Origin of the sequence: Undibacterium cyanobacteriorum (assembly GCF_031326225.1) — a bacterium.
GTDB classification, from domain to species: domain Bacteria; phylum Pseudomonadota; class Gammaproteobacteria; order Burkholderiales; family Burkholderiaceae_D; genus Undibacterium; species Undibacterium cyanobacteriorum.
On record NZ_CP133720.1, the window covers coordinates 3,240,643 to 3,261,537 of the forward strand.

Annotated in this window: 20 protein-coding genes; 12 read left to right on the top strand and 8 right to left on the bottom strand. The window is 49.8% G+C overall.

Annotation, left to right across the window (positions count from 1 at the left end):
• Positions 1–26: 26 nt before the first annotated feature.
• Entirely contained in the window at positions 27–1,292 is a 1,266-nt protein-coding gene (locus RF679_RS13610; protein ID WP_309481177.1) for a hypothetical protein, read from the bottom strand.
• Entirely contained in the window at positions 1,282–2,421 is a 1,140-nt protein-coding gene (locus RF679_RS13615; protein ID WP_309481178.1) for a carboxylate-amine ligase, read from the bottom strand. Before RF679_RS13615 ends, RF679_RS13610 begins: the two co-directional genes overlap by 11 nt.
• Before the next feature lie 468 nt (positions 2,422–2,889).
• Here RF679_RS13615 and RF679_RS13620 point away from each other — a divergent pair, with 468 nt between their 5' ends.
• From RF679_RS13620 to RF679_RS13640, 5 genes are all read left to right on the top strand, one after another.
• Entirely contained in the window at positions 2,890–3,369 is a 480-nt protein-coding gene (locus RF679_RS13620) for a GNAT family N-acetyltransferase (protein WP_309481179.1), read from the top strand.
• A gap of 70 nt (positions 3,370–3,439) precedes the next feature.
• Complete coding sequence (locus tag RF679_RS13625; protein ID WP_309481180.1) at positions 3,440–3,907, top strand: hypothetical protein; 468 nt, start codon at positions 3,440–3,442, stop codon at positions 3,905–3,907.
• A gap of 139 nt (positions 3,908–4,046) precedes the next feature.
• Complete coding sequence (locus tag RF679_RS13630) at positions 4,047–6,230, top strand: tetratricopeptide repeat protein (protein ID WP_309481181.1); 2,184 nt, start codon at positions 4,047–4,049, stop codon at positions 6,228–6,230.
• A 12-nt stretch (positions 6,231–6,242) separates the two neighbouring features.
• Positions 6,243–6,893, top strand: a complete 651-nt coding sequence (locus RF679_RS13635; protein ID WP_309481182.1) for a YdeI/OmpD-associated family protein — start codon at positions 6,243–6,245, stop codon at positions 6,891–6,893.
• Positions 6,887–7,633, top strand: coding sequence for a GNAT family N-acetyltransferase (locus tag RF679_RS13640; protein ID WP_309481183.1), 747 nt, complete (start codon positions 6,887–6,889; stop codon positions 7,631–7,633). The genes RF679_RS13635 and RF679_RS13640 overlap by 7 nt, the downstream gene beginning before the upstream one ends.
• 126 nt (positions 7,634–7,759) lie before the next feature.
• Here RF679_RS13640 and RF679_RS13645 read toward each other — a convergent pair whose 3' ends face one another.
• Positions 7,760–8,509, bottom strand: a complete 750-nt coding sequence (locus RF679_RS13645) for a hypothetical protein (RefSeq protein WP_309481184.1) — start codon at positions 8,507–8,509, stop codon at positions 7,760–7,762.
• Positions 8,510–8,834: 325 nt separating this feature from the next.
• On the opposite strand from RF679_RS13645, the gene RF679_RS13650 reads away from it, so the two are divergent.
• Positions 8,835–10,223, top strand: a complete 1,389-nt coding sequence (locus RF679_RS13650) for a DEAD/DEAH box helicase (protein WP_309481185.1) — start codon at positions 8,835–8,837, stop codon at positions 10,221–10,223.
• A gap of 146 nt (positions 10,224–10,369) precedes the next feature.
• Here RF679_RS13650 and RF679_RS13655 read toward each other — a convergent pair whose 3' ends face one another.
• A complete protein-coding gene (locus RF679_RS13655) occupies positions 10,370–12,256 on the bottom strand; it encodes a carbohydrate-binding module family 20 domain-containing protein (protein ID WP_309481186.1) in 1,887 nt (628 codons plus the stop codon).
• Between the two features lie 567 nt (positions 12,257–12,823).
• Here RF679_RS13655 and RF679_RS13660 point away from each other — a divergent pair.
• Entirely contained in the window at positions 12,824–13,273 is a 450-nt protein-coding gene (locus RF679_RS13660) for a DoxX family protein (protein ID WP_309481187.1), read from the top strand.
• 67 nt (positions 13,274–13,340) lie between these two features.
• Here RF679_RS13660 and pdxR read toward each other — a convergent pair whose 3' ends face one another.
• Complete coding sequence (pdxR, locus tag RF679_RS13665) at positions 13,341–14,819, bottom strand: MocR-like pyridoxine biosynthesis transcription factor PdxR (RefSeq protein WP_309481188.1); 1,479 nt, start codon at positions 14,817–14,819, stop codon at positions 13,341–13,343.
• 163 nt (positions 14,820–14,982) lie between these two features.
• Between pdxR and RF679_RS13670 the strand changes: the two genes are divergently transcribed.
• The 3 genes from RF679_RS13670 (at position 14,983) to RF679_RS13680 (ending at position 16,766) form a co-directional block, all read left to right on the top strand.
• On the top strand, positions 14,983–15,684 hold the full coding sequence (locus RF679_RS13670; protein ID WP_309481189.1) for a pyridoxamine 5'-phosphate oxidase family protein: 702 nt from the start codon (positions 14,983–14,985) through the stop codon (positions 15,682–15,684).
• A 200-nt stretch (positions 15,685–15,884) separates the two neighbouring features.
• The gene (locus tag RF679_RS13675; RefSeq protein ID WP_309481190.1) at positions 15,885–16,343 is read left to right on the top strand and encodes a YeeE/YedE family protein; all 459 of its coding nucleotides are present in this window, start codon (positions 15,885–15,887) and stop codon (positions 16,341–16,343) included.
• Between the two features lie 9 nt (positions 16,344–16,352).
• Positions 16,353–16,766, top strand: coding sequence for a YeeE/YedE family protein (locus tag RF679_RS13680; protein WP_309481191.1), 414 nt, complete (start codon positions 16,353–16,355; stop codon positions 16,764–16,766).
• 48 nt (positions 16,767–16,814) lie between these two features.
• Here RF679_RS13680 and RF679_RS13685 read toward each other — a convergent pair whose 3' ends face one another.
• Positions 16,815–17,672 (bottom strand): UDP-2,3-diacylglucosamine diphosphatase, encoded by an 858-nt coding sequence (locus tag RF679_RS13685; protein ID WP_309481192.1) that lies wholly within the window; start codon positions 17,670–17,672, stop codon positions 16,815–16,817.
• Positions 17,669–18,436 carry a GNAT family N-acetyltransferase gene (locus RF679_RS13690; protein WP_309481193.1) on the bottom strand — a complete coding sequence of 256 codons (768 nt, stop codon included), beginning with the start codon at positions 18,434–18,436 and terminating at the stop codon, positions 17,669–17,671. The genes RF679_RS13685 and RF679_RS13690 overlap by 4 nt, the downstream gene beginning before the upstream one ends.
• Before the next feature lie 316 nt (positions 18,437–18,752).
• Between RF679_RS13690 and RF679_RS13695 the strand changes: the two genes are divergently transcribed.
• Complete coding sequence (locus RF679_RS13695; RefSeq protein WP_309481194.1) at positions 18,753–19,424, top strand: MarC family protein; 672 nt, start codon at positions 18,753–18,755, stop codon at positions 19,422–19,424.
• 193 nt (positions 19,425–19,617) lie between these two features.
• Here RF679_RS13695 and RF679_RS13700 read toward each other — a convergent pair whose 3' ends face one another.
• Positions 19,618–19,935 carry a hypothetical protein gene (locus RF679_RS13700; protein WP_309481195.1) on the bottom strand — a complete coding sequence of 106 codons (318 nt, stop codon included), beginning with the start codon at positions 19,933–19,935 and terminating at the stop codon, positions 19,618–19,620.
• A gap of 222 nt (positions 19,936–20,157) precedes the next feature.
• Here RF679_RS13700 and RF679_RS13705 point away from each other — a divergent pair, with 222 nt between their 5' ends.
• Positions 20,158–20,736 carry a hypothetical protein gene (locus tag RF679_RS13705; RefSeq protein WP_309481196.1) on the top strand — a complete coding sequence of 193 codons (579 nt, stop codon included), beginning with the start codon at positions 20,158–20,160 and terminating at the stop codon, positions 20,734–20,736.
• Positions 20,737–20,895: the final 159 nt, after the last annotated feature.

Sequence of the window (20,895 nt, forward strand, 5' to 3'; positions counted from 1 at the left end):
AGTTCTGCCAAGCACAATGGCAGAACTCACAGTGGTCGGTGCAAGACTGTGACGCCCTCACCTTCGCGCCCTTTGAAGAAACTGGCAGACGCTTGTTGATCATAATGGACTCGCACCAATTGCATCGCGATCATAGGATCTTGTAAGGCCTCCAAGCGAACGACTAAGCGAATCTCAGCAAAAGCAGACTGGCCTTGCGCATTCGTGAAGATCGGCAGCGATTCAAAACGTGGTTGCACGATCCAATTCTGTGGATCCTCAATACGCAGTAAATCTGCTTCTGAAGGGCCAATATAAATCTGCTTACCTGAGCATGAATACTTATGCTTCGCGACCACATCTTTGGCGGCTAGATTGAGTTCCCGCCAGTTTTCTAGAGCGATCGAGCGCGGCTCCCCTTCAATTTCTAATTCAGCCATGACGCCTTTTTGCACCAGATCGTACCAAGCTGGATGGCTATGCCATTTGGCGTTATTGGACGCAATGCTATCAACAAATTGCGCACGATCATCGAGCTCATTCAAAATCAGCCGATTCAAAATTTGCTGCCACTCGCCACGAACGCCGTCTCTTTCTGTGTACAGTTGTCCGTGCTGATCGACTTTGAGTTCGTGCGGTTCGATCAAAGGCAAACCCCATTGCGATGAAGTCGCATGCAAATCAAACAGCGTGCCGCGTTGCCACGGCTGATGCTCGAGAATCGCTGCGGTGCCATCCCCAGCGACCCAACGGCGACACCAATCGAGCCAATAGGAACTGCCAATCCGGGGATCCCAAGCCGTGGTCGATGCCAGACTGGGCCAGCGTTCTTGATGTACTTGATGAATATGGAAGCCAGTGACCAGCAGCGACGTAAAAGTCTGGCACTCAACCAAACGAATATCCCAACTCGCACCGGATTTCACAATCGCAAAATCGACCGTTAAGACATCAGCCGCATGATGCTTCTGCCAGCCACTCCCCTGCATGCAATGCGCGCCGAGTTTGCCTTGTAAGGCTTGCACCAAACCATTGAGGCGCTGTTGCAAACGATGCTGCAAATCGTGTGTGGCAATCAACGGCCATTCGGAAAACAGATTCGGCTGTTGCGGCAAATAGCTGGTATGCGCATAGTTACTCCAGCTGTCTTGCATCGCCTGTTTGCTGCAAGGGCGTTCGGCTAACAGCTCCATGCCCAAAGGATCAAACGGTGTCGAACTCTTGCTAAAGCTCGGCGCAGCATGAAACCCTTGAAGCTGCTGCGAGAGAGATGCAGATGAAGGTGCAGATGAAGATGTGAGATTATTGAACATAGTAAGCTGGCGCGAAGTGCGCGTCTTCGGTTTCACGAATCAAATGTTGAACGACCGATTGATAATTCGCCGAGCGTTGGAAAATGCCACGTTGAATATCGGATGAAGCGCCATGTAAAAACAAGGCGCGCAACTTTTCATCCATCGCACGATACAGTCCAAGTTCATGCGCCACCGGAGCCAGTCGCGCCAACCACTGGTCGAAATAATCATGTAAGGCGATCGGAGTTTCACTTTCCCAGTCGATAATTTCGGCGGCCAATCCACGACGGCGTACCCGCCATTTGTTTTCCTCAAGACAGGCGCGCGATTGCGGACGCGGCAGGCTTCCTTGTCGATAGTCGCGCACCAAGCTTGCCACTTCACATTGGAGCAAAGCCGTGATCAACCAAATATGCTCTAAGGAAGGGGTCGCATCACAGATTCGAACTTCTAAGGTGTGATAGCGATGATGTAAGCGAAGATCTTCCCACATACCATGTTGCGCCTCGAGCGTGCCGACCTTACGTAGCACTTCGATGTGTTTGAAATACTCTTCTTCGGAAGCCCAAATATCGGGCGTCCCCATGCGTGGCAAGCGATCAAGAATAGAATGACGCCAACTTTGTACGCCCGTGTCACGCCCTTCAAAGAACGGCGAACTCAGTGAAATAGCAAACACCGGTGCCAGCCGATTCCGCAAAGAATTAAAGATCGGCATCACCGGAATGCCCTGCGGCACACCAAGATGCACATGAAAACCGTAAGACATCAGACTACGCATGATGTCGGCGTATTCATCGACTAAACGAATATAGTGCTGATGCTTATCTTGCTCGCCATTGATCTCTTGGTTTTTCCAATTGGAAAAAGGATGGACCCCAGCCGACAAAATTCTTTGGCCCTGCGCCTGTGCTCGCTTGCGAATCACCTCGCGCATGCTAGCAACACTAGCGACCACCTGATCTGGGGTATAGCAAATCGGTGTCTGAAGTTCCACCACGGCTTTATGTAGCTCGCACGATGAGCTGCCGTTCTGATCAGGAAAATCACGCACACCGCGATCGAAATCATGCGCCGCGAGTTCCAAACTCACTTGATCGACAATTTGCAGTTCTTCTTCTGCACCCAGGGTAATCATCTCGTCCATGACAAAGTCCTCCCGACCTATGAACGAACGCGCCCTACTACAGTGCAAGAAGGCAAAAATTCATGTGCGTCACGCCCAGTCCGCCATCATTAACAAACTAAAAATTAAAGCTAACAAGAGTGTATGTTGCTGAGCTTGATTTCATTTGCCATAACAAGGCGCGTAAACGGCGTCAATTTATCGATTCAGTGAGTTTTTCAAAGGGCAACCCACGGGATACGCAAACGCAAGATCCATACAAACGAATGCTAGTGAGCAAAGGCCCTTAGATAAACTTGCAAAATATGCACTAAATGAGTTAATGTGCAGTTTTTCGACTTTGCCAGAAATGAGCGGGCATAGTGAAGTCAACAGCAAAGTCTTCAGTTTGAGAATGCATACTGACGTTGACTCGCACTGGGTCGCGCGATGCCGTCTCTGGTACACGTGAGTTGGTCGTCCAACTTTATTTGTAATTAGGTTCCATCTATGATCAGAAACGCCACCAGCCAAGATTTCTCCTTCTTCTATCGACTCTATATGCATCCGGAAATCAATCCCTACTTGCTGTATGAGTTGATGGATGAAGCAAGCTTTGCGCCAATTTATGAGGAACTGCTGCGCAGCGGCGTCTTGTATGTATTTGAAGATCAGGGACAAAGCGCAGGCATGTTCAAATTCATCCCCTTACAACATCGAACCGATCACATCGCGTATTTGGGCGGGCTTGCCATCGCCCCAGAATTCGCAGGTAAGGGCTTGGCCTTGAGCATGTTTGATGCCATTTTCGAGCTTGCCGCCAGCAAGCAGATTCGCCGCATTGAACTCAGTGTAGCAACCCACAACCACCGCGCGATTCGCCTGTATGAAAAAGTGGGCTTTCAAGTTGAAGGAATCTTGAAGAACTACACCCACCTCAAAAGTGAGGGGCGTTTTATTGATGAGCAGTTGATGGCCCGCATCACTTAATCAAGCGTTCACTTAATCACGCAATCACCCAAGCTACCTATTCATATTTCTTAGCACTACGATCCTGGCCATGCGTTACTTACTACCACTACTCATCGTACTTTCAATCGCTGGCCTGCATGCCTGCAATAAGCCTGTCGAAACCACGGAAAACATCCCCGCACGATTAAGCATTTCATGGTCGGAACCTGTGAATCCAGCGAATGCCAATCAGCTCAGGCACGACCTCGATCCACAACGACGCGCAGAGCTCACAAAAATTAGCCCATTCAAGCTAGAATCGACCCTTCACTTTTCTCCCAACAAAGGCGAAACCATCGATTTCATAGTGCGTTTTGAAAAAGAGATCAAATTCGAAGATAAAGAAAAAATCATGCCGCAACTGAAGACGATTTTTCAGGAACAAACTTTTAATGCCAACTTCCAAGCCGCCACTTGGAAGAAGGTAATCGAAGAACGGACTGGCATTTTTTTACAAAACAAAAGGCAGGCAACATTCTTAGGACCTCCAAAAACAATTGAAATCCCCTCGAAGTAAGCTCGCCATTCAGGACAGTTTGATCAGCCCAACATCGATCTCTACCTCTACCATAGATTGACAGCCCATATCGATTGCCGTAGATTGAGCCATCGTCGAATTGACTTCGATATGGCTCGTCGTACCAACGCAAATCCCTATGCGCAAATTACTCACTAAACTATTTGGTGCTTCTTCCAACACCGATCAAAAACCAAAGACGGAAACCGCTGCAGAACATTCGACCGCACCTGCAGCCCCAACGCAGCCCCATGGCCCTAGCGCTTCTCTCAAAGACCAGATCAACCACGCCTTAGAACAACAGAACTTTTCTGGTGCTGAGCCGATGTTGTCGGAAGCGATACATCAAGAACCACACAATCTCAGTCTCCGCACCAATCATGCCTATACACTGATTCAATTAGGTCGCATCGGCGAGGCAGAAGCCGCCCTACAAGCCGCATTGCAGATCGACGCCAAGCATCTTGATACTCATTTTATGTTGGCAGGATTGCTCACCGCTCAAGGACAGCATCAAGCCGCTTTCACAAGCTATCAAGACTGTCTCCAACTGGATTCTCGCTTCGCCCCTGCCTATCTCAACGCGATTCGTTTAGCAATCGATCTTGGCCAGCTCGAACAGGCGCTTCACTTGCTCAATCAAGCGAGACAATCGAATTTACATCTGGTTGACTTTGATATGCTGGCTGGTGAAGCCTTGCAGCGCAGCGGAAGAATCAAAGAAGCAATTCACGCTTACCAGGCCGTGCTGCAACAACAAGCGTCACTGAGCTTGGCGCATTTTCGCCTCGCGGAACTCCTTGCAGAAATCAATCGAATCGACCAAGCCATTCCGCACGCAGAAACCTTTCTGCAGCAAAATCCGCGCCTGCTACCCGCGGTCTTATTGCTGGGTCGGCTTCATATGCAAAGCGAGCATCTCGAAGTTGCATTATCCTATTTCGAACAAGCGCGCGAACTCGATCCGCAATCAATCGAAGCCTTAGCTAACGGTGGGTCAATGCTACAGCAACTGGGTCGCTACGATGAAGCATTGCTACGCTATGAAACGGTACTCAAGATCGCCCCGCATATCGCCATTGTCTGGCATAACAAAGGCCGCATCGCCTATGATAGAAAAGATTTTGAAGGCGCTCGCATCGCCTTGGAACAGGCGCTTCAACTGCAGCCGAATGATCCTAACATGGTCCATCACTATGGCCTCGCGCTAACCGGCCTCGAACGTTATCAAGAAGCGATACAGCAGTACGATCGTGCCATCGCGCTGAACCCACAACATCCATTTGCCTATTTCGATCGCGGCAAAACTTCCTTACGCTTGGAACGCTACGATACTGCTTTGGTCGATCTCGAACATAGCATCCAACTCACGCCGAATTTTCCCGAAGCGAATTTCGAAATCGCTTTTGCTTTACTCGCCAAAGGACAGTTGGCACGCGGCTTTCAACAATATGAATGGCGTTGGCGCTGCGATCCTTTCAAAACCAAGATTCGACCATTCTTGCAACCAGCATGGGATGGTATCTTGCCCATTATGGGCAAACGTATTCTTGTATTCGCGGAGCAAGGCTTGGGGGATAGCATACAATTTGCTCGCTATGCGATAGAGCTCCTGGAGCGAGGCGCGATTCCCATACTCGAAGTACAGCCGCCCTTGGTCACACTATTCAAGCAACTACCTGGCATACAGCATGTCATCGCACAAGGCGATCCGCTGCCTGCCTTTGATCTGCATGCGCCCTTAATGAGCCTGCCTAAACTCTGTGGCACCGATCTCAACTCGGTACCCTCGCGCGCGAGCTATTATGAGCATCAACAAATCGGCTCTTCAGCTCTGCATGATTGGGCCAACCAGATCCAGCCATCAACCCGCAAAAAAATTGGCGTGGTCTGGGCAGGTAGTCGCGACTTTGTGCATGATAAGAAACGCTCCGTTCCGTTTGCTGTGTTTGAAAAACTCTTGCAGGTGGATGCGCAATTTCACTGCCTGCAAAAAGAAATCAGCGACGCGGATCTACACAGCCTACAAAAGTATGGCATTCCCTTTCACGGCAATGAACTCGACGACTTACTGGAAACCGCTGCCTTAATCTCACAGATGGATCTCGTGATTACGGTCGACACTTCGATCGCCCATCTCGCAGGATCTCTTGGCAAGCCGACTTTCATCATGTTGCCGTTCAATCCAGACTGGCGTTGGATGTTAGAAAGACAGGACACACCGTGGTATCCCTCCGCTCGCCTATTCCGACAAAGAAAAATCTACGATTGGGAACCTGTCATCGCCAACATCGAAGAAGAACTACGCAGTGTGATCGCTTAAGGAGAATACATAGTGGGAACGCGAGATATTCGGATTGATCAATACATAGAGAAAGCAGCGCCATTTGCCCATGATATTTTGCGGCATCTGCGCGAACTCGTGCATCAACACTGCCCTGAGGCGAATGAAACGATTAAATGGAGCATGCCGCACTTTGAGTATGGCGGCAGTATTTTTTGCCGTTTTGCCGCGTTCAAACAGCACTGCAGCTTTGGTTTTTGGCTCGCCGAAGCGATGACGATCGACCACAAGATCGACAGCAAGAGTAGCGAAGCAATGGGACAATTCGGTCGCATCACGACGCTCGCGGATTTACCATCCGACAAAGAATTTGCGAAACTCATCAAACAGGCTAAAAAATTGCAAGATGCGGGCACCAAAGGCCCAATCCAAACCCGTAACGAAAGAAATGCGGCCAAGAACGCCAGCGACAAAGCCACCCAGCCACGCGAACTGCTCATACCACCGGAGTTCAGCGCGGCACTTCAAACAAACGCTGCCGCACTGGCGACCTTCGAAGGCTTTTCCTATTCAGCCAAAAAGGATTATGTCGAATGGTACGTGGAGGCAAAGACTGACGCGACTCGCACCAAACGCCTTGCACAAACATTAGAATGGTTGGCAGAGGGCAAACGCCGCAATTGGAAGTACGAAAAATGTTAAGCAAGCCTTCCCTCTCTTCCTCCACCGAATCTCCTTTACACAATGTGTTTTGGCAAAGCCTCAACGGCCATCATCGTCATTTTTCGACGGGCGACACGAGAGCACGCCGTTACAGCACAGGCTTCTCTCCCATTGTTGGTTTTCCTCAAGAAGATCAAGCCGATTTTCACGCCTTGACGGAGCTTTTCGAGATCGGTGAGCAATTTTACTGTGGTGGTTGGACAGGCACTGTACCGGATGGTTGGACCCTTCATGCCGACGCTAAAATGTATCGCATGATATGGCAAGGCGATGCATCTTCAATTGATTTAGAGGCCGATGAGGACACTCATCGTAGTCGTTATCCCGACTTGGTCTTGGCCCCGGTGTTAGCCGAGCATGCCGAACAAGCCGTGGCATTAGCGCGGCTGACCAATCCGGGTCCATTTGGTTTGAGAACCATAGAACTGGGCGACTATCTCGCTTATTTTCAAGATCAAAAATTGGTCGCCATGAGTGGCGAGCGTATGCATGCGGGGCAATTTCACGAAGTGAGTGGCGTCTGCACGCATCCTGATTTCCAAGGAAAAGGCTTAGCACGCCGTTTAATGAACATCATCATTAGTCGCCAATTGGCGCGCGGTGAAACGCCGTTTTTGCATGTGATGAGCCACAATCATCACGCTCATGAACTGTATCTAAGAATGGGTTTTCGCGACGACTGTGAAACACCGGTCCGCGTCTTATCGCGCGCCCGATAGATGCGTGAATCTGTTTGCAGCATCAGACTCCATGCTTTCTTAAAATGGTGATTTCATAAGTTCATAGGGTCATAAGTTCATAGAGTCGAAAATTCTTGAACTAGCAAAACAGAATAAGCCGCGCTTCTATTTGCGCATGAAGACCAAAGACTGCGCGTAGTGGTAATGAATCTGCTCGTCGCTGTAACGGTGCTCAGTTCCAACTGGGCAGGCCAGGCGAGCCACACAACGCACTCGGCACATTGACTCCTCCTGACTTCGATACTGCCAACATCGATCGAGATGGAATCCTGCATGATCCATCGCGTTGGCTGGGCATGCTTGGACACAAGCACGCGTCTGGCATGCAACGCAGATCGAAACAGATTTCTGCTCTGCACTTCGCTGTTGCAATGGCAGCGAGCTGGCAAAGTTTGAATTGCAGAGCACAAGCACGCGATAGGCCGACCATAAACCGAATTCTGGATGAATGCCAATCATCAAGGGCGAGTTTTGATGCCAGGCCAAGAGACTCCCCAAACTCTGCAAATTCAAGGTAAAAGAACCAGGATATAGAAACAGGTAGCTCGCCTCAGCACCCAATTCATCACGGATAAACTGCTCTACCATTGTGATCGAGAATTGATCCAAAGGATGCGCCTCTTGTGCATTGGTAAGATTCGCGTTCGCCTCCATGTGGGTTTGGGCTGCTTGCCAGAAGCGCGGTCCTCCATTGCCAAACAAGAGTAGCTGACGGAAATCAGCGGCTTGTGGGCAGGCTTGATGCAACTGTTGACGCAGCGTTTCCGGCAATTGCTCAAGCGGTATCGCCGCTTGAAGATTCAAGCCCACATCGCGCAGGAAAGCGGAATCCAGTTTTGTTTGCACGTCTTGCATGTGTTTTTGGTTCTTAGCTGATTTGATCTTGCGTCCTGCTATTCTCAACGCTCCTGTCGTCAAAACGCAAGCGTTTCCAATCATCTGTCTTCTTGCCCAATCGAGCCTTCAACGCTTGGCTCATTACCGTGCTCGACTGCGCCATCAAGATCATTATGGCAAACAAGAGAACCTGATCGAACATCCTCGCGATGCTAGGCATACACTCGAATCTTTCAGAAAACATGTCTCTTTTCCTATTTTTGATAAGCTTTTGATGAAATTTAAGCGATCTTAGCGAAAAACGCGGATGCAAAAGCGTGCGCCGGATCAGCGATGGTTTACAATGCAGCCTCTCATTGATTACCCAGAAAAATATCGCAAGCGCATTACAGCCTGCGCTGGGCATCAAACTCAAGCACATCGCACTTTATCCAGCATGAATTTTCCAGACCTTGGCCTCGCATCACCCCTCGTCACCAATCTCGCAAGTCTTGGCTTCCAAGAACCGACGCCGATACAAGCTGCAGTCATTCCTGCCTTGATCGAAAACAGAGATGTGTTGGCGTGCGCCCAAACTGGCTCAGGAAAAACCGCGGCATTTGTGCTGCCCTTACTGCATCACTTTCTGATGACACCTCGCCGTGAGCAAACTGGCGCGCGCAAAGCTTACGCGCTCATTTTGGTACCGACCCGCGAACTCGCGATCCAAGTGGGTGAGCAATTGCGCCGTTTCAGTGCTGGGCCACTCATGGCTCAAAGTGCACCGAAATTAGCGGTCTTATACGGTGGTATTTCCATTAATCCGCAGATGTTGTATTTGCGCGGTGGTGCCGACATTGTCGTTGCAACCCCGGGACGTTTGCTGGATCTCATCAGCAAAAATGCGCTCAAGCTCGATGCCATCCAACATCTCATTCTGGACGAGGCCGATCGTATGTTGGCTCTTGGTTTTGCTGACGAGCTCGCGCAAGTGCTCAAACTGCTTCCAGCACAACGCCAAAATGCTTTCTTCTCGGCGACTTACACTAACAGCATCGCCGCCTTGGCGGAGCGAATGTTGCATGACCCTTTGAAAGTCAACATTGAAACGAGCGAGGTGACCGCACCCGCGATTGAACAAATTGCGATTCACGTAGAAGCGCCGCGCCGCACACAACTCTTGAAACATTTATTCCAAGAGAAAAAATGGTCGCGCGTGATGGTGTTTGTCGCCAGCAAATACACGGCTGATCTACTTGCGACCAAACTGCGTCGCTTGCATATCAGTGCAGAAGCTTTTCACGGTGAACAGACTCAAGGCAAACGCGAACAAGTGATTCAAGACTTTAAGGCGGCCCGCGTAAAAATTTTGGTGGCAACCGACGTCGGAGCACGTGGGCTTGATATCAGCCAATTGCCAGTTGTCCTCAACTATGACTTACCTCGTTCGGCAGACGATTACTTACATCGAATTGGCCGTACGGGTCGCGCCGGCGAATCTGGCCTTGCGATTAGCTTTGTCTGCGCCGATGCGGCCAACGAAGCTCATTTTCGCTTGATCGAAAAACGTCACGGCCTCAAACTTGAACGGCAACAGATCAAAGGTTTTGAGCCCTCGACAAGCAGCCTCGAGTCAGCCAAGCGTGCCAATGTCTCTGATCCTAACGGTGGCATCAAAGGCAAACGCCCTAGCAAGAAAGACAAGCTACGCGCCATTGCTGCGCAACAAGCGAAGACCGACAGCATCAGCTAGGCCCATTTCTCAAAATAAAAAAGCCGCTCGTGGTGACACGAACGGCTTCTTTTGCATTCCGGATTGATGAAATCAATTTAAATGAATCTCAGCTTATCTTTCGATCCATTCACGGGTATGGGATCCAACTTTGGACCCCAAAGCTATCAAAACTGGAACGAACCAACATCGAGCACCAAACTACTGCCGCAAGCTGGTGTGACAGCTTCACGATTGCCGCTCGCAGTGGCTTGATTACGCTCCCATACATTGGCAACCGCGCCACTCTTCATGAACTTAAATTGAATCGCTGTCGAAGGCGGCAACTGTATCGTGCGTGACCACGGTACGTTGGCACCGCTACCCTGGATCGTCAACAAATTCACGCTACTAGGAGCCCAGTTACCAAGCTCAGCACGATTGCCGGCAACATATACATTCTGGCCAAACACTGTATTGGCATTGCTGACACGGAAAGTGACTGGAACCGATGTACAAGTGTTGGTACCACCCTGTACTTTTTGGTTGATATGCAAGGCCACCGCAGGCACCAAACTACCACCGTTCGCTGGGATACTCAGGCTAACGGTACCATTCGCAGCCACCGTAATTTTCTCACCAGTACAATCGGTTTTCGCTGCATTCAAAACACCCCGCACCACATTGCAATAAACGCCGGCGGGTAACAATGTTTGTAACGTTGCGTTCCATGCACTGAACTCATTGTTGAGCGCGACGAAGCCTTTCGCACCACGATTGAAAGCGATCTGGTTCGCCGTGCCAGTGGTGAAATTATCGACGCCCTGTCCATTACTCACATTACGGAACGCCACCATATTGGAGATGTCGGACCAACGATGCACAAAGTCCCAATCTTGATTGATTTTCGGGTTACCACTCGCATCGAAAGGGCTGGCGGTCGGTGCATCAGCATCTTTGTTGCTAAAGTTAAAGCCGGAATGCAACTGCACATCACCGTATGGCCATGCCAACATCAAGATATTCGCCAAATCGTAGCGCTTACTTCCGACCGTATCATTCGGTACCGCACCCGTCTTGTTGGCGACATTCATGGAATCGCCACTACGTTCTGTATCCCAGTTATTGACAAAGGCCGTCGCGCTGGCGGAACTCAAAAAGCCCCATGTGCCGCCCCAATTTCCTGGCGTCCCCATAATGGCGCGGATCTGCGAAATACTATTGCCATTTTCGTTGCGGAACATGGCTTTCATGGCATACGCATACTTAAACTCATTCACCGTACCAATGCTCAAGTAAGAATTACGATCGACATTACCGTCGGGGATAATTTCTTGCGTCACCCACAGCGACTCGCCCGCTAAACTGGTGTGTCCAATGCCGTTGTAAATTGCTTGTAAATCGGCTTGCGCGATATGTTTTGCGGCATCGAAACGGAAACCATCCACACCCATATTGATCAAGCTCGTCAAATAGTTCTTGATCTGAGTTTGTACGTAGGCACTGCCTGTGTTCAGATCAGGCAAGCCAACCAAGCGACAGTTCGTAATGCTGTTGCGATTCCCTGGGCTGCCATAGTCGGCATCTTGTATCGCGCAATTGGCATGAAAATCAGATGCGCTAAAACGTGGATAGGTCAAACTCGAAGCACTAAAGCTCGCGCCGTTAGTCGCCGTGCCCGTCGCAGCTGAGAGATGATTGACAACCACGTCAACGTACACTCGCACACCCGCATTATGGCAAGCCGTAATCATGCTTTGAAACTCAGTGAGATTTCCCATTTTGCTGGTGAAGCTGGTGTAATCGACGGGCTGATAAATGTCATACCAATTCACGCCATTCATAGCTGCGGTTGGTGGCGATATTTGAACAGCTCCGAAACCTTGAGGTCCAAGCCAATTGGTACATTCCTTCGCGATATCTTTCCATTTCCAATGGAACATTTGCACCGAAGTGCCACGTGGATTCAGTACCGCTGCTTGCGCTGAGCTCACACTCAGCATGGGGACTAGCAGCATTACGCAGGCCGCGCCCAACATCACCCGCGACAGCCATTTTTTTGTCGTCAATTTCATTTTGTCTCTTCCAGTAAAGTTTGGTCGTGCTTACCGGGATCGGCGCACTCTTTTTGCGGTCGAACTATCTTGTTCGTACCGTACTCGTTCTACCTCGATGTGCGATTCTTGAGATCGCGTTCACCCCAACTCAAATACAGCCTTGCACGATGGGCTCACTGCATTTGCACCTAGACACTAAGACGGTAGTATTAAGCCTAGGTTGATTTGTATACTAGAGTAGCTTCGCTACAAACCAAAGCGCTTTGATTCATAAGTCGAGAATTCTGTGGCGCAAAGAAAACAAAATAAAGATCTGATTTCTTAAATATATTCAACAACTTAAAAAGTTTTCAGATTCCAACAATGAATTGAAAACAAACAGCCAAAAGTTGCCATCAATTAAGTAGTTTGACTACATATTTTATCGAACGTGAAGATCTAAAGGCTTCCAACAGCTTTAGCTCGATCCATGCATTTGCCGCTGGTTGAGCGCCGTCACTAGGTGTCGGTGTTCCATCCCTTCTTGCCGAACTCCTCCGACAATTCATTTCATAATGCAGCGCATCCTTTTGATGGAGCATCAACATGCAGGCCTTATCTAACTTAGTCGCGAACTTCCCCTACCTCAGCGTACGCCAAAGTTACTTTCTATTTCGTGTAGGTTTAGCAGGACTTTTCATGGCGCATGCCAGCATGCGATTTTTCGAAGCCAATTACTTCCACGACTTCGGCACCTTCCTCGCGCAAAGAAATGTGCCTTTCGCCTACTTCGTCCCGTATCTCGCCACCGCAATTGAAATGATTGGCGGACCACTTCTGATATGGAATAAATGTGCGAAATGGGTCGCCCTCTGTTTCTTCGGCATCAGCCTCGGCGGCATCATCATTATTCACATTCCCTTAGGCTGGTTCGTCGGGGAATGGGGAACTGGCGGCTGCGAATACAGTGCCGCTTTATGCTTGATGTGTTTGATGGTGGCTTCGATTGATCGCGCCTTACAGGACAATCCTGATTTTTTGAAGTCGTCTCGTTAGTCGATCTCAATACCTCAGCGCACGAGGATCAGCCGTAATTCATGGTGATACCTAAAAAAGGATCTCATTAAAACAAGTCCACCAACGCTCTCACTTTCGCTCGCATTTGATCAGCGGGTATTTGCGCATAACCAAGCATCAATCCCCGCCACGCACTGTGACGGCGCCCCACAGCGAGCTTGCTGAGTGCGGGCACCACAAGGCCCGCTCGCAAAGCACGCTCACTGATATCAAGGTCACTACGCATGCCATGCTGCCCTTCGACAAAACGTAATGCCAAATGCATGCCCGCAGTATCGCCATGCACTTCGATATCCTCTGGCAAATAGTCTTCCAATGCCTGTACCAAGGCATCACGGCGCTCTCGATAAAGACGGCGCATGCGTCGCACATGCTGAGCGAAATGGCCTTCTGAAACGAAACGCGCCAAGGCTTTTTGCTCAATCGCGCGGCCTCGCAAAAAAGCACGTTGAAAATGCAAGCGCAAAGCGGAGGTCAGATTTTGCGGAACGATCATATACGCCACTCGTATCGCCGGAAAGAGCGTCTTACTAAAGGTCCCCAGATACAAGACGGGCGCATCTGAAATCAGGCCTTGCATGGCAGGCAGTGGCGGGCCTTCGTGACGAAATTCGCTGTCGTAATCATCTTCAATGATCAAGCTTTGATGTTGCTTTGCTTGCCGCAATAGGTCCAGCCGCCGCGCGACGCTCATCACTTTCCCGGTCGGATATTGATGCGAAGGCGTGACGTAAATCAGTTTCGGCTGATGTTGACTCCAGTCCTGCGCCCGTGGCGCCATACCCTCATCATCCACCTCAATGCCTATCATCTTCAACTGCGCCGCTTTCAGCGCCAATTGCGCACCAACGTAGCCAGGATTTTCTATCCAAACTTTGTCGCCAGCGTCCGCAAATACGCGGGCACACAGATCCAAACTGCTTTGCGTTCCGTCAGTGATAAAAACCTGCTCCGCGTCACAGATCACACCACGAGAAGCGCGTAGGTAGTCAGCAATGGCGATTCTTAAAGTCGTTTCACCGCACGCTTCTCCATACGCTAAATCACGCGGTGTGCAGCGACGCCATTCTTGCTCCAAAAGACGTCGCCACCGTAGCGTAGAAAAGGTATCCACCGCTGGTATGCCAGGCGCGAATGCGCCGCTCAGTTCGGCAGGCACCGGCAAGTCGATCAAACTTTCAGCGCGTTTTGATAAAGATCCCACCGCCTTATCTGGATCATGGCTCACTAGATTTTTATCGAGCATGACGCCAATATCATTCACCACACTACCTTGGCGATTCGCGTTGACAAAACCTTCACTGAGCAATTGTTCATAGGCGTACACCACAGTATTGCGTGCTATGCCAAGCTCCAAGGCTAAGTTTCTGGAGGAAGCCAGCTTACTCCCGGCGGGCAATAAGCCGGTTTGTATTGATTGGCGTAGGAAAGCATGTAACTGGCGTTGTGTACTCCATTTCTCGCCCTCGCCTTTTCGACGCTTACCTTCTTGCAGATATCGATGCCACGCAACTTGAAAATCCATTTCGTAGTCCTAAAAAATATATCCATTTTGGATCTTGTTTTAGAACCAGCATAACATTACAGTGAGCGCTACTGCAATAGAAGCTTCACCCCATGAATTGGGATGAATTGCCACGACTAGCCAAGATTAACCACCATTAATTTTTCTGTAGAAAGACCGTACGATGAGCACAGATGTAGAACCAGTCAATCAAGACCAGGAAAACTCGACTACGAAGGAGTCAACACAAAATCAGGCTCAGAGTCGGACGCAAATTCGACGTATCCCCAAAAATGCACGTACTGAAAAAGAATTTCTCTACCAGGTGATCGACAGCGCTTATGTATGCCATGTTGCTTTCCAAGACGAACACGGCACTCATTGCATCCCCACTGCATGTTGGCGCGAACATAACCATCTGTACATCCACGGGGCGAACGCTAGTCGCATGATGAAGCAACTTCAAAAAGGAATTCAGGCTTGCGTCACGATTACTCACATTGACGGCATAGTGCTGGCACGCGCCGCATTCAATCATTCGATGAATTACCGCTCCGCCATGATTTACGGCAGTTTTGAGGTGGTTCCAAGTGAACAAAAAGCCGCCTCGTTGGCGCACTTTCTCGAATCTTTAGTACCTGGTCGACAAGCACAAGTGAGAGCGGGTAACTTCGCAGAACTCGCGGGCACCACGGTATTACGCATCGCATTAGATGAGACGATGTGTAAGACCCGCAGTGGCGGCCCCAATGACGATGACGAAGATATGGATCTCCCAGTATGGGCCGGAGTTCTTCCCTTGCAGCTTAGCAAAGGCGAGCCCGTCCTTGACCCATCCAGCAAAGTACAAACCGCAACACACGTCGACGCTTGGCTTGCCAGCTAAAACCGATTACATCTCATCAGTTCTGGTCCGGTTGATGCCACAGATGTGAGCAGCGCGCAGTGTGCGGCGTGCATCCTTAACTGAGGTAAAATGCAGCAATCTTTCCCTGCTCGCCGCAGGGAAGAATTATTAAATGTGCTAGGCAATGCCACAATCAAGCATGTCGCACCTATTTCAACTGCTCACACCTTGACCATTACATGTTGCAGATCGATTGGACACACTTTACGCCTGTCAGCGCCCTCATTGGAGGTCTTTGCATAGGCTTAGCCAGCATCTTACTGATGGCGTATTTAGGCCGCATTGCTGGCATCACTGGCATCATCGCGGAAGCCTGCAAAGCCCCTTATCGCGCATCGACCTGGCGCTACGCATTTATGCTGGGGCTTGCACTGGCAGCCCCGATTTACGCTTGGTTCCTACCAGCACTGCCATTTTTGCCACTCGAGAATGTGAGTCTGGATATTTCTTGGACTCAATGCATCATCGCTGGCCTCATCGTTGGCTTTGGTTCGCGCTTGGGTAGTGGCTGCACGTCTGGCCATGGCGTGTGCGGCATTTCACGGGGCTCGCTCCGTTCCATCGTCGCCACGGTGCTGTTTATGACGAGCGCTTTCATCACGGTCTTCGTGCTGCGTCATCTTCTCCACTTGAGCTAAAGGACCGTCATGAAACTGATTTTTTCTTTTTTGCTCGGTCTACTATTTGGATTTGGCTTAATCGTCGCCGACATGGCAAACCCGAGCAAGGTTGTAAACTTCTTGGACCTCGCCGGCCAATGGGATCCATCGTTGGCTTTTGTGATGATGGGTGCCATTGGTATCGCTTGCATCCCGTTTTATGTATTACGTCGACGCGCGACTAGCTGGAGCGGCGAGCCCATGCAATGGCCACTCTTGAAAATGATCGATCGCCGCTTGATACTCGGCAGTTTGTTGTTTGGCCTCGGTTGGGGGCTCGCTGGTATTTGCCCTGGGCCTGCTTTGGTTTTGCTCGGCTATGGCAGCGCGAAGGGTTTTGCGTTCGTCGGCGCGATGCTGGTCGGCATCATCGCCTGCGATCGTTGCGCTCCAAAGACCTAGTGATATGGCCTCGACTGATGCGGATGGAAGTCGAGGCTTTCTCCTTTTTCACACCACCCAATTAAACACCATTTCTTGCTTGACGCGTGCCTTGTCAAACTGAGGCACGATGTCATGCCAAGTAACGATGCGCAATTCACCGGTCGCTTCCTCTACTAGAGCAGACAAACTTTCAACCCAGTCGCCATCGTTACAATACAAGATGCCGTTGATGTCGCGAATTTCTGGCTTGTGGATGTGCCCACAAATCACGCCATCGAGTCCTTGCTTACGTGCCTCCGCCGCCAATGCCTCTTCAAATTGCGTGATGTACGAAACGGCGTTCTTCACCTTGGCTTTAATGTACTGCGAGAGTGACCAATACGGTAGGCCAAGTTTGACACGCCAGTGATTGAAAACCTGATTCAACTTGAGGATCACGCTGTACAAACTATCACCCAGATACGCCAACCATTTCGCGCAAGCGATCACACCATCGAATCGATCACCGTGCAACACCAATAAGCGCTTACCATCCGCCGTGGTGTGCACTAATTCATCACGAACTTTGATGCCGCCAAAATCTAAAGCAATGAATTGCCTTGCCGCCTCGTCATGGTTGCCCGGCACGAAGATGACATTGGTGCCTTTCTTGGCCTTCTTCAACAGCGCTTGGACGATATTGTTATGGGTTTGATCCCAAAACCAACGTCGTTTCAATTGCCAACCATCGACAATATCGCCCACCAAGTACAAGGTATCTGACTCAGTCGCTTTCAAAAACTCCAGAAGTCTTTGCGCTTGGCAACCACTGGTACCCAAATGCAGATCAGAAATCCAAATCGTCCGGAAGCGTATGACATCTTTCTTGTTCGATTTCATATGTTTTTTACTTCCCAAACTCAGGAACTGATCGGCTGGTTTCATGATGCTAAGTCCTCGGTGCCGTAGTGTTTAGCGTAGCGATTATCGAGATTGGCAATCGGTAGCATCACAAACAAATCAGCGCTATGAAAATCAGGGTCCCAGGCTGGTTCGCCACAGATCCAAGCACCCGCTCGCAAATAGCCTTTCAACAAAGGAGGAATGCGCGCGGCATGGCCTTCATCGAGATTCTCAATCGGGAATGGCAAATGCGGTGTCACGCGATATTCGAGCGGTGACAATTCATGGTCTTGAAAACCGCGATAAATTGCTGCGGCATTATGGCCGCCATCCGCCAAACTAATACTCGCGCAGCCGATCAAATGACTGCAACGTTCACGGCGCATGTACGCCGCCAAGCCAGCCCATAACATCATGATCACGGCGCCACTGCGATAATCGGGATGAATGCAGGCGCGTCCTGCTTCCGCCAGGCCGGAACGGAGCGGCTCAAGACGTGATAAATCAAATTCGCTCTCTGAGTAATATTTACCGAGTTGACGCGCCGCATTGGGCCCCAAGATACGATACGTTCCGACCACTTTTAAGGTCTTGGTATCGCGCACAATTAAGTGGTCGCAATAATCATCAAACTCGTCTTTGTCCAAGCCTTCGGAATTAGCTAAGGCCGTCAAGCCCATCGCTTCGATGAAGACTTTGTAACGCAGTTTCTGCACTTCCTTGACTTCTTTTTTTGTGCTCGCAAGACTCAAACTCAGTTTAGAAAAACTAGGACTCGCGTCACTCGGGATGGTCAGCACTCGCATGCTTAGGGCTCCTTATTGCCTGACAGATCAATCATCTTTGAAACGATTTGAGTAGTGTTGACGCCCTTGAACATTCGGACATCTCCGAGTTACAAAGACCTTCAACACCTAGATTGGCGCTCAGAATAAAGAGTGAATGCGACACCGCGATGACAGTTTGATGTCGGTTTCATGACATGGCCACAGTCACATAAAAGACGACGACCGTGCCTTACTCGCCACAATCGCGGCGATTATTTTCCCAGCAGGAAATTTTCCTGCATAATGCCCGAATCGTGCATATCCACATTTCTAATAACAAGACAAAGGAGCCCCCATGAGTATTGCCCTCTCAGTGTTCGTCAAAGCACTGATCGTCGTACCAGTCACTTTGCTGCCGATTTTGAATCCCATCGCCGTCGCCCCGATTTTCCTGTCGATGACAGGACCGATGGATCAAGTCATGGCGAATCGCTTAGCGAAGCGAATCGCCTTTAACTGTTTCTTTTTATTGATGGGAGCGGTCTTCGTCGGCTCCTATGTATTGGATTTCTTCGGCATTTCTCTACCGATTGTGCGAGTCGCAGGCGGTATTGTGGTGGGTATGGCGGGTTGGAAACTATTGAATGATCAAGGGCAAGACAAACTGCGTACTTCCGTCGCCGCCTCGGCCAGCAACTGGACCAAAGAAGAGTTGCGACGCCACAGCTTCTTCCCTTTCAGTTTTCCACTCACGGTGGGACCTGGCGCGATCGCCACTTCAATCACGCTTGGCGCGCAATTGCCTGCTAAACCAGTCGATTGGCTCATCACTGGACTCGCCGCCACCATCGGCGTTTTTATCACCACCGTTGCCATCTATTTGTCGTACCGCTTTGCACGAAATCTTGAAAATTTCCTCGGCGATGTTGGCTCGACCGTGCTGATGCGTTTATCCGCCTTCATCTTGCTGTGCATTGGGATTGAGATCGGCTGGACAGGTGTCTCAGCTTTGATTGAGGAATTGTGATTGAAGTCAGCTGCAAAGGCGTTTGCGTGATGTCTCAATGATATGATGGTGTCGTAACACATTTTCCGAATCTCAAACCTAAAAAAATACCCCACAACCAACATGGTTCTGGGGTATTTTCTGTTTCTATGCTTCGAGTTCGTTCACATCCATTTAGCGACAAATAAACGCGTGGGTGTTCTCGTTATTATCGTTACTCGGCTTCCTGTGACGTTTCTTCTGCGGCATCATGCAACATCAAGGCATGCTCAACATGGGTAGACTCATCACCGACCTTACTCTTCCACGCTTTCATAAAATAAATCCGCTCTAGCTCGGTCGGCGCCGAATGCCAGATCACCATCAAAGTACCTTTGTGGTCATGCAGTTTAGCCAATTTTGTAATGCAATTGGTATTGCCGTCTGCGTCAGCCAAACCAATGGCGTAACCATAAACACGATTCAAACGTTCGATACGGTCTGGCTCGGTTTCACTATGGGTCGCTGAAATCTTGGCATGATCTAAAAACATAGGATTCCCCCTGAAAAGTAGGCTTGAAGTGCTGAATTGATTGTAGCCCAATCAGATCGTAAAAGTGCTTTTCCCACATCTCCGCACTAAAAAACATTCACTATGACAACGTTCCACCAACACAAAGCCACTTTTCGCTTCTCATACCCCATGGAATTTGGTTAAATAGCAGATGATTATTATTTGACCACCCTCGCAGAATATTGCAGAAAAACCATTCCAATGAAACGACAATCCTCTCTGGCTCTTTGTGCTTTATTTTTGTTGAGTGCGTGTAAAGCACCAGGCGTCATTTCTGGTGGCGAATACAACCCTAGCGATGCCAAGGCTGCAATCGCGAAACCGGCGGCGACCAACACTGCAAACGCAATGGAGTCAAATAGTCCAGTGGCAACGACTTACGCGGTGCAAGACACCCCAACCAAAACCAACAAACCGCTCGAAGTCAGTACGCCTGCCTCACAAGTAGCTCCAGCACCGATGGTTGCAGCTGCACCAACCGCTGAAGTTGCAAGTCCAGGTATCTCGATTGCGTTGCCTAAAGAAGTGCCGCAATTAGCGCAAGCAAGTGCGACGCCAAGCGTACCGGCCAAAATTGAAAAAGTGCCTTTCCGTTTAGGCGGTTCCTCAGTGACCGTAGAGCGTTTGGCGAAACAAAATCAATGTGAATCAAAAACCGGTGCTGGCTTATTGGCTCGCAACGGCCCTATCGAAGTATACCGAGTCGACTGCAACGATGGTAAGGTCTATATGGCGCGTTGCGAAATGCGTCAATGCAGTCCTATGACAAACACGCAATGACTATCGCACAATGACATTCGCGAAAAACAAGCAATAGATCTAAAAATAAGGCTGAATTCGGGATCAACTCAGAATCAACTGAGATTCAGCTCAGCAGCACATGGCGCGCGAGCGTCGGATTGATACAAGAAATGCGCTGACACGTACGTGGTTTATACG

Bases quoted from the DNA above. Each gene is read 5' to 3' on its own strand.
- RF679_RS13650 (WP_309481185.1), top strand. From the start codon at position 8,835: ATGCAGCCTCTCATTGATTACCCAGAAAAATATCGCAAGCGCATTACA.
- RF679_RS13645 (WP_309481184.1), bottom strand. From the start codon at position 8,509: ATGCAAGACGTGCAAACAAAACTGGATTCCGCTTTCCTGCGCGATGTG.
- RF679_RS13655 (WP_309481186.1), bottom strand. From the start codon at position 12,256: ATGAAATTGACGACAAAAAAATGGCTGTCGCGGGTGATGTTGGGCGCG.
- RF679_RS13625 (WP_309481180.1), top strand. From the start codon at position 3,440: ATGCGTTACTTACTACCACTACTCATCGTACTTTCAATCGCTGGCCTG.
- RF679_RS13660 (WP_309481187.1), top strand. From the start codon at position 12,824: ATGCAGGCCTTATCTAACTTAGTCGCGAACTTCCCCTACCTCAGCGTA.
- RF679_RS13670 (WP_309481189.1), top strand. From the start codon at position 14,983: ATGAGCACAGATGTAGAACCAGTCAATCAAGACCAGGAAAACTCGACT.
- RF679_RS13615 (WP_309481178.1), bottom strand. From the start codon at position 2,421: ATGGACGAGATGATTACCCTGGGTGCAGAAGAAGAACTGCAAATTGTC.
- RF679_RS13675 (WP_309481190.1), top strand. From the start codon at position 15,885: ATGTTGCAGATCGATTGGACACACTTTACGCCTGTCAGCGCCCTCATT.
- RF679_RS13640 (WP_309481183.1), top strand. From the start codon at position 6,887: ATGTTAAGCAAGCCTTCCCTCTCTTCCTCCACCGAATCTCCTTTACAC.
- RF679_RS13685 (WP_309481192.1), bottom strand. From the start codon at position 17,672: ATGAAACCAGCCGATCAGTTCCTGAGTTTGGGAAGTAAAAAACATATG.
- RF679_RS13620 (WP_309481179.1), top strand. From the start codon at position 2,890: ATGATCAGAAACGCCACCAGCCAAGATTTCTCCTTCTTCTATCGACTC.
- RF679_RS13630 (WP_309481181.1), top strand. From the start codon at position 4,047: ATGCGCAAATTACTCACTAAACTATTTGGTGCTTCTTCCAACACCGAT.
- RF679_RS13680 (WP_309481191.1), top strand. From the start codon at position 16,353: ATGAAACTGATTTTTTCTTTTTTGCTCGGTCTACTATTTGGATTTGGC.
- pdxR (WP_309481188.1), bottom strand. From the start codon at position 14,819: ATGGATTTTCAAGTTGCGTGGCATCGATATCTGCAAGAAGGTAAGCGT.
- RF679_RS13610 (WP_309481177.1), bottom strand. From the start codon at position 1,292: ATGTTCAATAATCTCACATCTTCATCTGCACCTTCATCTGCATCTCTC.
- RF679_RS13700 (WP_309481195.1), bottom strand. From the start codon at position 19,935: ATGTTTTTAGATCATGCCAAGATTTCAGCGACCCATAGTGAAACCGAG.
- RF679_RS13705 (WP_309481196.1), top strand. From the start codon at position 20,158: ATGAAACGACAATCCTCTCTGGCTCTTTGTGCTTTATTTTTGTTGAGT.
- RF679_RS13695 (WP_309481194.1), top strand. From the start codon at position 18,753: ATGAGTATTGCCCTCTCAGTGTTCGTCAAAGCACTGATCGTCGTACCA.
- RF679_RS13690 (WP_309481193.1), bottom strand. From the start codon at position 18,436: ATGCGAGTGCTGACCATCCCGAGTGACGCGAGTCCTAGTTTTTCTAAA.